The organism is Acinetobacter sp. C26M (genome assembly GCF_023702675.1).
Classification (GTDB): domain Bacteria; phylum Pseudomonadota; class Gammaproteobacteria; order Pseudomonadales; family Moraxellaceae; genus Acinetobacter.
Genome location: NZ_CP098478.1, coordinates 518,645 through 531,141, shown reverse-complemented (window position 1 = coordinate 531,141; position 12,497 = coordinate 518,645). Strand labels below are relative to the sequence as shown.

9 protein-coding genes are annotated in these 12,497 nt (G+C 42.1%); 7 read left to right on the top strand and 2 right to left on the bottom strand.

The genetic code is table 11. The annotated features are described in order from the left end of the window. Window positions 1-55 precede the first annotated feature (55 nt). Together NDN11_RS02495 and NDN11_RS02490 are read left to right on the top strand one after the other, a co-directional pair. Window positions 56-499, top strand: coding sequence for a DUF2147 domain-containing protein (locus NDN11_RS02495; RefSeq protein WP_167248850.1), 444 nt, complete (start codon window positions 56-58; stop codon window positions 497-499). Window positions 500-723: 224 nt separating this feature from the next. Continuing rightward, window positions 724-1,173, top strand: a complete 450-nt coding sequence (locus NDN11_RS02490; protein ID WP_251110678.1) for a DUF2147 domain-containing protein — start codon at window positions 724-726, stop codon at window positions 1,171-1,173. Between the two features lie 73 nt (window positions 1,174-1,246). On the opposite strand, the gene NDN11_RS02485 is transcribed toward NDN11_RS02490, so the two are convergent. Further along, window positions 1,247-3,430, bottom strand: a complete 2,184-nt coding sequence (locus tag NDN11_RS02485; protein ID WP_251110677.1) for a carboxy terminal-processing peptidase — start codon at window positions 3,428-3,430, stop codon at window positions 1,247-1,249. A 249-nt stretch (window positions 3,431-3,679) separates the two neighbouring features. On the opposite strand from NDN11_RS02485, the gene nagZ reads away from it, so the two are divergent. Both nagZ and NDN11_RS02475 read left to right on the top strand, forming a co-directional pair. Further along, window positions 3,680-4,702 carry a beta-N-acetylhexosaminidase gene (nagZ, locus tag NDN11_RS02480; RefSeq protein ID WP_251110676.1) on the top strand — a complete coding sequence of 341 codons (1,023 nt, stop codon included), beginning with the start codon at window positions 3,680-3,682 and terminating at the stop codon, window positions 4,700-4,702. Window positions 4,703-4,993: 291 nt separating this feature from the next. Beyond that, window positions 4,994-5,836, top strand: coding sequence for a class I SAM-dependent methyltransferase (locus tag NDN11_RS02475; RefSeq protein WP_251110675.1), 843 nt, complete (start codon window positions 4,994-4,996; stop codon window positions 5,834-5,836). A 55-nt stretch (window positions 5,837-5,891) separates the two neighbouring features. On the opposite strand, the gene NDN11_RS02470 is transcribed toward NDN11_RS02475, so the two are convergent. Next, window positions 5,892-7,205 (bottom strand): alpha/beta fold hydrolase, encoded by a 1,314-nt coding sequence (locus NDN11_RS02470; protein WP_251110674.1) that lies wholly within the window; start codon window positions 7,203-7,205, stop codon window positions 5,892-5,894. 354 nt (window positions 7,206-7,559) lie between these two features. Here NDN11_RS02470 and NDN11_RS02465 point away from each other — a divergent pair, with 354 nt between their 5' ends. The 3 genes from NDN11_RS02465 (at window position 7,560) to pta (ending at window position 12,461) form a co-directional block, all read left to right on the top strand. After that, window positions 7,560-8,825 carry a glutamate-5-semialdehyde dehydrogenase gene (locus tag NDN11_RS02465; protein WP_167248755.1) on the top strand — a complete coding sequence of 422 codons (1,266 nt, stop codon included), beginning with the start codon at window positions 7,560-7,562 and terminating at the stop codon, window positions 8,823-8,825. A gap of 295 nt (window positions 8,826-9,120) precedes the next feature. Then, window positions 9,121-10,296 (top strand): acetate/propionate family kinase, encoded by a 1,176-nt coding sequence (locus NDN11_RS02460; protein WP_251110673.1) that lies wholly within the window; start codon window positions 9,121-9,123, stop codon window positions 10,294-10,296. 29 nt (window positions 10,297-10,325) lie between these two features. Further along, a complete protein-coding gene (gene pta, locus NDN11_RS02455; protein WP_251110672.1) occupies window positions 10,326-12,461 on the top strand; it encodes a phosphate acetyltransferase in 2,136 nt (711 codons plus the stop codon). The last annotated feature ends 36 nt before the right edge of the window (window positions 12,462-12,497 follow it).

Sequence of the window (12,497 nt, the reverse complement as noted above, 5' to 3'; positions counted from 1 at the left end):
TAGTTGTCATATATCCGCCATAATGTAAGCTTAAACGTTAAAAGGATTTTTAATGATGGGCAAACAATTATTAAGTGCGTTACTTTTATCTGCGGTGAGCAGTTTTACTTTTGCAGAGGATATTACGGGGCTCTGGCAAAGTATTGATGACAAGACGGGGGCGCCTAAAGCATTGGTTGAAATTCGTAAAGAAGCAAATGGAACTTATGCAGGCAAAGTAGTTAAAATTACACCACGCACAGGCTATACACCTAAAGAAACCTGTGTCGATTGTCCTGCACCCTATACCAATAAACCAATCGTTGGTTTAGATGTAGTAACTGGGTTGAAATACAGCGAAGGCTTGAACTATACCAATGGCCGTATTTTAGATCCAAATTCAGGCAAAGTTTATAGTATGAAAGCCAAACTCAGCGCCAATGGTAAGCGTTTGCACTTACGTGGTTATCTCGGTGTATCGGCATTGGGTCGTAATCAGATCTGGATTCGTGCTGAGTAACATTAATAAAATTTAGAGCCTTAATACGCACTTCTCTCTGATCAAATTGATCTCGGTTCTAGCTAAAAGCTTCTTCATAGCATGAGGAAGCTTTTTTAATTTCAATATAAAAAATAATTGAAACTTCAATTATTAAAAATTTACAAGTGTAAAATAATGATTGAATCTCAAATTAGAAATCCGAAATAATAGCAGGACAACCATGGCAGCAAGGAGGCTCTCGCATGAACATGTCCACAAAACTGATTTTTTCTCTCTTCTTATTTACACTCAGTCATTTTGCTTTTGCTCAAGACATTGCTGGTATCTGGCAAAGCGTTGATGATGTGACTGGCGCTCCCAAAGGACAAGTTGAAATTACCCAAGAAGCTGATGGTTCTTATACTGGGAAAATTATCAAAATTACTCCACGTACAGGTTATACACCGAAAGAAATTTGTACAGGCTGCCCTGCCCCTTACACCAATAAGCCAATTTTAGGTTTAAATGCCATTACCAAGCTAAAACATAAAAAGGATCTCAGCTACACTGGGGGGAAAATCCTTGATCCAAACAGTGGTCGTGTTTATAGCTTAACTGCCAAACTCAGTTCCAATGGACAACGTTTACACTTACGTGGTTATGTTGGCGTCTCAGTCTTAGGACGTAGCCAAATCTGGATCCGTGTCAATTAAGTTGACTGAATCATAAGTAAAAAAGCCCTGTTATACAGGGCTTTTTTACTCATCAAATCAAATCACGTCAATCTTAGCGAGTTTGCAACTTCGAATAATCTAACAAGACATTTGCTGCTTCATTGATGAAGGTCTCTTCTTCAGGTAATGGCGGACGCAAGTGTGCTTTCATTTTAGCTCGAGATTCAACCAATGCATCAATAGATGCTTGATAACTCTCCCAATTCGCATATGGTGCTAGACCTGTTGCAGTACGGCGCTGATTCTCTGCATTCAAAGTTTGCTTCTCAAGATCAATCAACTCGGCACGACGTTGATTAATATCTAATACCACTTTCTTCTGGTCAGAGGTTTTCTTAGCAATCGCTTTACGTGCTTCTAAATATTTAAATTGAGAGTCTGCAGCAACACGTTGTTCAGATGATTGTGTCAATTTGGCAACGTAAGGCTGTACTGAGCCTTCTCGTTTGAATGGTGCTGTTGGAATAGTATCCCACTTCAATGCATTTTTTGCTTTACGCTCACCAAACTCTTCATTGTAAATATCAACCAATTTGATATCCGGGATCACACCTTTGTTTTGGGTACTGCCGCCTGTAATACGATAGAACTTACGTTGCGTCAATGTTGCCTGACCATAAGCCAAAGAGTCTAATTGAACCTGTGCTGTGCCTTTACCTGTCGTGGTACTACCAATGATAATACCGCGCTCATAATCCTGAATCGCAGCAGAGTAAATTTCACTTGCAGAAGCCGATGCTAAATTAACCAATACCGCCATTGGGCCTGCATAGATTTGTTCCCCGCCATCAGTATCTTCAAACACATTCACATTACCGTTACCATCACGGATTTGCACCACAGGACCAGACTTGATCACCTGACCGAGCATACGTGCAACCTCTTCGAGTGAACCCCCTGGGTCATTACGCAAGTCGACCAAGATGCCTTCTACCTTTTGCGCTTTGAGCGAATCTAGCGCTTTGGCAGTATCTTCAGAAACTGATCGGTATTCAGTCCCCGCACGCCGCGAACGATAGTCAAAGTAGAAAGATGGAATTTCAATCACACCAAACAGATGTTTTTTACCGTCACGGGTAATCTCAACCGTACGTGAACGAACTCCTGCATCTTCTTCTTGAATGATGTCACGGGTTAAAGTCACATTACGGGCTTGACTCATCGATGCACCAGCACCCAATAAGCGTACCACCACTTTGGTACCACGTTTACCACGAATCAGTCCTACAATTTCCGAACTCGGCCAACCAATCACATCCACCATTTTCTCGCCATCTTGAGCGACACCAATGATACGATCTCCTGATTTCACCTGACCCGATTTACTGGCTGGACCACCTTCAACGATGGTCTCAATCTTGGTGTAGTCTTCATTACCACGTTCAGGACGGATCGAAACACCAATCCCCTCTAATTGCAAAGTAGTTTGACGATTCAACTCCATCGCATCAATCGGTGGATAGTAGTTACTGTGCGGATCGTAAGTTGCTAACATTGCATTCAATGTCTTCTCTAGCACATCATCACTCTTCACACGACCAATACGCTCTAACTGACGGGTATAACGCTTGGTTAGCGTTTGCACTGGTGTTAGATCTTCTGGTCCCGTCAAATCTTGACCATTGGCCAATGATGGATCTGCTTTTAAAGCTTTTTGCTTCGCTTGTTCTTCTTCTTTGCTGATGGTTAAATTGATCAACTGTGAGACCAGCATTTTTTGCCAGTGATCTTGTTGCTCAGCAGCCGTTTTGAAATACGGAGCTTTTTCACGATCGGTATCGAGATAGACATCTTTCTGATTTAAGTTCTGCGGCTTTTTCAATTCTGCCAACATAAACTCATAAAACTGTTTCAAACGGTCACGATATTGCGCATGAATCGCGAAAGGTCCAGTCAAGTTACCTGCTTTTAGCGAACTACCAAAATTCGAACCATATTTCTTTTGATATTCTTCAACTTCACCGTTTAGAAATAATGAATGATCTGGATCAAGACTATCCAGATACATATTCAAAACGCGGTTTGACGTTGCTGCGTCTAGGCGCATATTTAAATAATGTTGACGATCTACCAATGTGGCTAACTGACGTGCAACCAATGCCTGCTCTTGTGATGGCTTGATTACCGTTGAAACGACAGGTGCCTCAGTCGCCGCAAATGCCTCATTTATGGTATGAGTGAAAAATAAACCACCAGTCGCGATTGCAACTGCACACGCTATCATTTGAAGTTTCATAAAATTTTGGTACTTCCTTGGATATGGCAATTATTACATGCTGATATGGCCACGATGAACACATTTCACTTGACCTAATAGCAACATGTAAAACTCATCGGTCATCATAAATAAATGACCTACAAGCACTTATCATCAATATCATGTAGTTTTATCATATTCTGTACTGACAAAATGTAGCAAATCATTGCACAATTTAGCTATCGTTTTTTTCACCAAATTTTTCATCAAAATTCAAACGGAATCCTTATGATCGGCGCGTTGATGCTGGATATTGCTGGCACAGAACTTACTCAAGAAGATATTGAACTATTACAAGCTCCGCAAGTCGGTGGCATGATTTTATTTGCACGAAATATTGAATCCCCTCAACAAGTTCGTGCCTTAACTGACCATATGCGTCAAATCCGTCCAGAGATTTTAATTGCCGTTGACCAAGAAGGTGGTCGCGTACAACGTTTAAGACAAGGTTTTACCCTGCTTCCAGCCATGGGGCGATTGGGCGAGCGCTATCTCAGCAATCCACAACAAGCGATTGAACTGGCTGAGCAATGTGGCTGGCTAATGGCAATTGAAGTATTGGCTGTCGGGATTGATTTTAGCTTTGCCCCTGTTTTAGACCTGAATGATGTCAGTGATGTGATTGGTGATCGTGGTTTTGCCAAGAACATGCAAGACATTGTGCCACTTGCAGATGCCTTTATGCGCGGTATGAAAAAAGCGGGCATGGCAACTACGGGCAAACATTTCCCTGGTCATGGTTCAGTGAAGGCTGATTCGCACGTAGCTGCAGCAATTGACAGCCGCTCATATCAAGAAATATATGACAAAGATATGCAAAGCTTTATCAAATTAATGCCACAGCTTGATGCACTGATGCCAGCCCATGTGATCTATGATCAAGTCGATCCAAATCCAGCAGGCTTCTCACCATTCTGGTTACAAGAAATCTTGCGTAAACAGCTTAAATTTGATGGCGTATTATTCTCAGATGACTTGAGCATGCAGGCTGCATGTGTTGCAGGCGGTGCTGATGCACGTATTCAAGCTGCTTTAAATGCAGGTTGTGATATGGGCTTGGTTTGTAATGATCGCGCAGCTGCATGTACCGCATTAGATGGTATCCAGACGTTGGCTTTACCAAATCAGCAACGTTTAGAACGTATGCGCGGTAAAATTCCAAATATTCAGGTTGGTACGACATTGACTTTAGATGATGAAAACTGGCACAGCGTCAGAAAAGTCATTGAAGAGTTTAAGAATTCATTCTAACTTTACTTAGATTTCTTCATCGTTTTATTAACATAATGGAATCTCGCCGAGTGCTCATCTGATTGAAGGATTTTGCCTTCGGCTCGACTTACTTTTCAGGGATGAAAAGTAAGCAAAAATCCTTTGTTAGGCTGAAGGTACATCCTTGTAACCCCAGCCCAACGGCAGCATCCATGCCACCCCACGATAGTAAATAACAAACCTAAAATCGGATTTGGTGGAAAAATCTCAATTTTTTAAAAAGAGATTAATTTTATATATCCCAATTAGGAAAAATAGAGTCTAGGACAGATGACACAACAACTTTCGAAACATCGCCACATTTCATTTACCGCACACTACACTGGCTACATCTGGTATCAAATGGGGATTTCACATCCAGCACTGGCAACAGCAAAAGGAAAAATGCTGGCAGCCTTAGTCCATCCAATTGAAAGCTGGGCAGAAAAATATGTCGGTGGTAGCATGCGCACCACCCTTAAACAACGCCACAGTATGTTGGATAGTCACTTAAAAGAATTAATTGAACAATACCCTGATTTACAAGTGCTAGAAATTGCATGTGGTCTATCACCACGTGGCTGGTGGTTTAGACAACATTATCCAAACATCAGCTACCGTGAACTGGATTTACCCGATATGGCAGCCACTAAACAGGCTGCACTACAACAAATTGAAAGCAATGTTGATGAAGTACTGTCAGTTGACTTATTTACCGATGCCTTTGCTGCTGCATTTGAGGTATTTGATCCTCAACGCCCATTGGTAATAATTAGTGAAGGACTGATCAATTACTTTGAAAAACCTTTATTGCAGCAACTCATTCAAGCGATTGCCAACTATGGACAAGGCTTTAAAGAACTGCATTATTTAACAGACATCTACCCAGAACCCACTCAAAATAAACTGGCAACGATTATCTGGAACAGTAGTCGTTTATTAAAGTTAATGTCACGCAGCGCCTTTAGCTTTCATTTTAAAACACCTGCCGAAGTCGAACATTTTTTCCATGAGGCGGGCTTTAATCAAGTTGAAGTTCTGCAGCCAAAGCAATTTTTTGAACAGGCAACTTTAGAAAATACGCAACAACACTTAGGCGACTTGGTTTGGATGATTCAAGCGACCAATAAATAAAACTCCCCAAAAGAAAAGTGGCAAATTGCCACTTTTTTTTATTTTGGAATACTCGTTATTCAGTTGGCTTTTGACGTTGAATAAAACGAGTCAAACGCTCTGCGATATCAAAACTACCATGTTTAAACAAGATGCGCAGTCCTTGCTCAGTTGCATCAAAGATTAAACATTCAATTTTAAACTCACCTTCTTCATCTGCTAAATGTAGTGCTAAATCACGTGGATGTTGATTGATAAAATTAAGCTGTTCAACATTGTGAAGTTTTAAATACACCCCAAAGTAAGTGATATCGACGATCTTCACATTAGCTTCAGTTTCGAGATGACGGTGCGATAATTTGCTTTCAGGCTCTAATACCGCAATACGCTCTTCACCACGACGCTCGATCTGCTGCATTTGTTCACGCGTCATTGGAATAATGCCATCTAGATTGTCGATCGGCTCTCCCTTTAAAAAGGTGGTAAACAAATTCATCGTTTCTTTACGACGTTGTAATTGCGGCACATGATCTGCATTGGCAATTAAAGCAAACTGCATATCTTTACATTGCAAAGCAAAATCAGCATTTTCGTGCGGTAAAGTAAAACTGTCATACTGCCCTGCCGCGACCAATGTTTTGCATTGTGGTACAGGAACATCACTTAAACGCAGTAAACGGTTGCAGTTGATTTCATAACGCTCACGTTCAGTTGCACTAAACTCCGCCATCTGTCTAAAAAACAAACGTTTCGCTGTTGGAGACATACGGGTTTTATCAAGTTTGGCATGGTTGACCAGATACAGAATAACCGCCTGACCAAACTCTTCCATACGGTCTTCACGCATTAGATGTAGCGATTCTTCCAGCAACATCCGCCAACTTTTACGGGTTTTTTGCATGACGCCCATCAGCACCATACGATCAATTAGCTCAGGGCGTTGATCCGCAAATGAAGATGCAACCACCGAACCTAATGACATACCCATCATTGAAACTTTATCGATTCCAACAATATCCAGCCATTGACCGAGCATTTTAGATAAATGAGGCAGTTCCAGAATTCCAGCAGATTCACCCGTATCAACATTACGAATCTGTTGATTCGCACCCATTGATGGTAAATCGATTAAAATAACAGGACCACTCTCAAAGAGTTGCTCAACACAATACTTATAAGAGTTAAAATTTTGAAAAGCGCCCCCGACAATTACAATCGGCGTGTTGTAGATCGTTTTCGGATCTGCAATTGCCATATATTCAATTTTCCAACCATCAATCCACGTGGTACGCGCAGGTTGTTTAAAACTGTTTTTATTGTAAATGTCGAAAAAACCAAAGCCTGTGTAGGTATGATTTATATCCGAGTCCATTTGGATAATGGAATTCATGTCCTTCCTCCATCCTTGTTTATTTTTTTGTTGCAAGAATCTCATTTTCAGCGATTTCTACTTGCAAGTTAACAAATTTATAAAATTTGTATTACATTTATCCTATACTTTTTCATTCTATACATATGCACGTTTTATACGCAATCATTTCCTTAACCACTTATCTTGTTTAGAACATTAATCTTTTGCAAAATATGTAATCTCAGCTTTAAATTCAATATCTTCATCGCACTAAAATAAAAACTTTTGCGCCAATTAACGCTTCATAATTTTTTGAATTGTCAGTTCAGCCTATTCATTGTTCAGCCGTTGACTGTTACTATCTTTATAAATACATGCAAATATCAAACTGCTATGCAAGACTCTATTCAAAATTATATGCAACATGTCGGTACTCAAGCACGTCAAGCGTCTCGTGTACTCACCAGTGCATCAACTCATTTGAAAAATCATGCCTTGTCTGCAATTTATACGGCTTTGGAAAATAATCAGGCACAAATTTTAGCAGCCAATCAAATTGATATGGACAATGGTCGCCAACGTCAACTCGACAGCGCTTTACTCGATCGTTTAGAACTTACGCCTGCTCGTTTTAAAGGTATGCTACAAGGTCTGAAAGATGTAATTGCCTTGGTTGACCCGATTGGGGAAATTACCGACCTTGCTTATCGCCCATCAGGCATTCAACTTGGAAAAATGCGTGTTCCTTTGGGTGTGATTGGCATGATCTACGAGTCAAGACCGAACGTTACTCTTGAAGCGGCATCATTGGCTTTGAAATCTGGCAACGCGATTATTTTACGTGGTGGATCGGAAGCACTTGAATCTAATAAAGCCATTGCAACCGCGATTCAACATGGTCTACAAGTTTCCGGCTTACCCGAACATGCGGTTCAAGTGATTGATACCCCTGATCGTGCTGCAGTGGGTCACTTGATTACCATGACTGAATTTGTAGATGTAATTGTGCCGCGTGGTGGTAAAAGCTTGATTGAACGCATCAGCAATGAAGCACGTATTCCTGTCATTAAACACCTAGATGGCAACTGCCATGTGTTTATTGAAGCTCAAGCGGATTTGCAGAAAGCACTACCGATTGCACTCAATTCAAAAACACATCGTTATGGCGTGTGTAATGCAATGGAAACCTTATTGGTCGATGAAGCGATTGCTGAGGAATTCTTGCCACGCATTGCTGAACTCTATGCTGAAAAACAGGTTGAATTACGCGGTTGTGCTGAAACGCAGCGTATTTTAGGTGTATCCGTGAAAACGGCAACAGAGGAAGATTGGTATACCGAATATCTTGGGCCAATTCTGGCAGTCAAAGTGGTCACAGGTATGGATGAAGCGATTGAACATATTAATAAATATGGTTCGCATCATACCGATGCCATCATTACTGAAAACTTTAGTCTAGCCCGTGAGTTTTTAGCGCGTGTTGACTCAAGTTCGGTGATGATCAATGCCTCCACTCGCTTTGCCGATGGTTTTGAATATGGTTTAGGGGCAGAAATCGGAATTTCAACCGATAAAATCCATGCCCGTGGCCCCGTTGGCCTAGAAGGCTTAACTTCACAAAAATGGATCGTTTTTGGCGACGGTCAAATCCGCCAATAACAAAATCGAGCATTTGAACACAGAAACACGATAAAGGTCATTTATTTGATCTTTATCGTGTTTTTATATATTTGCATACAAAAATAATGATAAAACCAACAGATCAATTAAAAGAACTGCTGATTTCCAAACTATACTAAATAGGTTGATTTATAAACGGGTTGTATAGGCTAAAGTCTATCTTCGCCAATACGACATCCCATGTTAAAACATTGCGCTTGATTCTTCTGCCTCATGTGTTGCAGCAAAATCAAAGTGTTCATCATAAAATTTAAAATCTGTTAGGTGTTCAAACGTGGCTATATCTGTATTAGTAATTAACTGTGGTTCATCATCAATCAAATACGCGCTCATCTCGGAACGACGTGAAGACCGTATTTATGGTTTGGCAGAAAACCTTGGCGCAGCAGATGCTCGTATTAAAGGGGTCACTCTTGGTGGAGAACCACTGGAACTTTCAATTCCTTATGCAGATCACGCCAAAGCACTTGAAACATTATTGGCTCGTTTAGCCAACTATAACCCGCAGGCGATTGGACACCGCGTCGTTCACGGCGGTGACATCACCAAAGCAGAATTACTTACGCCAGAACTGGTTGAGCGTATTGAAGCAGCGACACCTCTTGCACCACTGCACAATCCAGCGCATTTAATTGGAATTGAAGCAACTATGCGCTTGTTCCCTCAATTGCCTCAAGTTGCTGTATTCGATACAGCCTTCCATCAAACTATGCCCGAACGCGCCTATCGCTATGCCCTGCCACAATTTTTATATACAGCGCACCAAGTTCGTCGTTATGGTTTCCATGGTACTAGCCATGCATATGTAACTGAACGTGCCAGCGAATTGGCAGGTCATAAAAATGAAGGTGGCTGGCTCAGTGCACACTTGGGCAATGGTAGTTCGACTTGTGCCGTCTGGAATGGTCATAGCGTCGATACCTCTATGGGCATGACACCACTTGAAGGTGTAGTGATGGGTACGCGTAGTGGTGATGTCGACCCGAGTTTGCATTTGTTCCTTGCCAGTAACCTCGGCTGGGATATCCAAAAAATTGACAGTATGCTGAATAAAGAAAGTGGCTTATTGGGCTTGTCTGGTTTATCCAATGATATGCGTACCTTGGTTGAAGCCTCTGAAAATGGTCATGATGGTGCTACCCTTGCCATTGAAGTGTTCTGCTACCGTCTTGCTAAATCTTTATCGGCAATGAGTTGCGGTCTGCCCCACCTTGATGGTTTAGTATTTACAGGCGGCATTGGTGAAAACTCGGCTTATGTCCGTGAAAAGACTTTAGGCTATTTAGCGCATTTCGGTTTTCAATTTAGTAAAGAGAAAAATGATGCCTTGGCTCGCGGTAGCGAAGGGCGTATCGACAATGGTACTGGCCCACAAATTTGGGTCATTCCAACCGATGAAGAAGGTCGAATTGCCAAAGAAACACGTCAAGTGCTTGAACCAACAGCTTAATCAACCTATTAAAAGAATTTAAGGTCACTATGAATACGATTTTACTCATTCCCACAGGGGAAGGTGTTGGTTTAACCTCTGCCTGCTTAGGCATGATCTACGCACTAGATTGTAAAGGGATTAACGCCGGTTTCTTAAAACCCTACTCACAGATTGCAGATACCACTGTTGACCGTACCACCACCTTGTATCGTCATTTATTTCAGCACTCATCTGCAGAGCCAATCACTTACGAAAGACTGACGCAACTAATTGCCTTGGGTGAAACCGATGAATTGCTTGAGGAAGCCGTTGCGCTACACCGTCAAATTTCAGCTAATCATGATGTGATTATTGTTGAAGGTTTGGTTCCAAATGGACAAGATCATTTTGTCAGTGAAATCAATGCCGCACTCGCGCAAGCACTCGATGCCCAAGTAGTACTGGTTAGCACAGCAGATTTAGCTGATCCACGTAAAACAGCAGAAAGAGTCGATGCGCATTTACGTCAATTCGGTGGAGCAGCCTCGGCACGCACTACAGGCGTGTTGTTTATGCGAACCAAAGGACTACCAGAAGGTACTGCTGCAATTCCACTAACACTTGATCCAAGTTTGCGTCTCGATCAACAGATCGATGCTTTTGCCTTAGAATTACAACGCTACAACCGCTTTATGGGCACCGATGAACTCCCGATTATTGGACTGGTACCATTCAGTAATACCCTCAGCGTGCCACGTAGTTTAGATATCGCCCCAATCATCAATGGGACATGGTTGTATCAAGGTGAAGCCAAACAACGTCGTATTCTGCATACCAGTTTAATTGCATCAAACATTGAGTCTGAGTTACATAAATTTGTTGCGGGTGAATTGATTATTAGCGCATCACAACGAACGGATGCGATCTTGGCTGCAAGTCTTGCCAGCAGCAATGGTACACCACTAGCAGGTTTGGTTTTAACCGAGCAAGCTGCGCCTGCAAGCAATGTACTCGAATTTTGCCAAAGTGCGATCAAACAGGGTTTACCGATTTTACACACCCCACTTGATACTTTAGAAACGGCACAACTGCTGCATCGCTTTGGCAATGAAATTCCAATTGATGATACTGAACGTGCCGAGCAAGTCACGCGTTTTGTCTCAAGTCATTTAGATAACAATTGGCTCGATCAACATACCCAGAACAACTTGCATCCTCGCCTATCACCTTCAGCATTCCGTTACGAGTTAGTACAAAAATCAATTGCTGCGAAAAAACGTATTGTCCTGCCTGAGGGTGATGAGCCACGTACGGTACAAGCGGCTGTCATCTGTCAAACCCGTGGCATTGCGCAATGTATTTTGTTGGCAAAACCTGAATCGGTTGCAGAAGTGGCTAAAGCACGCGGTATTCAGTTACCCGAAGATTTACAAATCATTGATCCAGATACGATTCGTGACCAATACATCGAACCTATGGTGGAACTGCGTAAAGGTAAACTTGATGCGCTACAAGCCAAAGCACAGCTGCAAGATACAGTGGTACTTGGCACCATGATGTTGGCACTCGATCAAGTGGATGGTTTGGTGTCAGGTGCGATTCATACCACTGCCAACACCGTACGTCCTGCATTCCAACTCATTAAAACTGCACCAAACTACTCACTGGTATCATCAATCTTCTTTATGTTGCTGCCTGATGAAGTCTATGTCTATGGTGACTGTGCGATCAATCCAGATCCAAATGCAGAACAACTTGCCGAGATTGCGATTCAGTCTGCGGATTCAGCCAAAGCCTTTGGTCTTGATCCGCGTATTGCCATGATCAGCTATTCAACAGGCACTTCAGGTACAGGTGCAGATGTTGAGAAAGTTGCTGAGGCAACCAAAATCGCACAACAGCGCCGCCCCGACTTATTGATTGATGGACCATTACAATATGATGCTGCTTCTGTTGAAAGCGTAGGTCGCCAAAAAGCGCCAGACTCACAAGTTGCAGGTCGAGCCAATGTGTTTATCTTCCCTGATCTAAACACAGGTAATACCACCTATAAAGCAGTACAACGTGCGGCCAATGTGGTGAGTGTCGGTCCAATGCTACAAGGCTTAAACAAGCCCGTAAATGATTTGTCTCGCGGTGCTTTGGTCGATGATATTGTGTTTACCATTGCCCTGACAGCGATTCAGGCTAAGCAACAGGATTAAATTCACCTCGTTGTACTGAATGAAAGCCATCTGTTT

Bases quoted from the DNA above. Each gene is read 5' to 3' on its own strand.
- NDN11_RS02495 (WP_167248850.1), top strand. From the start codon at position 56: ATGGGCAAACAATTATTAAGTGCGTTACTTTTATCTGCGGTGAGCAGT.
- NDN11_RS02490 (WP_251110678.1), top strand. From the start codon at position 724: ATGAACATGTCCACAAAACTGATTTTTTCTCTCTTCTTATTTACACTC.
- nagZ (WP_251110676.1), top strand. From the start codon at position 3,680: ATGATCGGCGCGTTGATGCTGGATATTGCTGGCACAGAACTTACTCAA.
- NDN11_RS02485 (WP_251110677.1), bottom strand. From the start codon at position 3,430: ATGAAACTTCAAATGATAGCGTGTGCAGTTGCAATCGCGACTGGTGGT.
- NDN11_RS02470 (WP_251110674.1), bottom strand. From the start codon at position 7,205: ATGAATTCCATTATCCAAATGGACTCGGATATAAATCATACCTACACA.
- pta (WP_251110672.1), top strand. From the start codon at position 10,326: ATGAATACGATTTTACTCATTCCCACAGGGGAAGGTGTTGGTTTAACC.
- NDN11_RS02475 (WP_251110675.1), top strand. From the start codon at position 4,994: ATGACACAACAACTTTCGAAACATCGCCACATTTCATTTACCGCACAC.
- NDN11_RS02465 (WP_167248755.1), top strand. From the start codon at position 7,560: ATGCAAGACTCTATTCAAAATTATATGCAACATGTCGGTACTCAAGCA.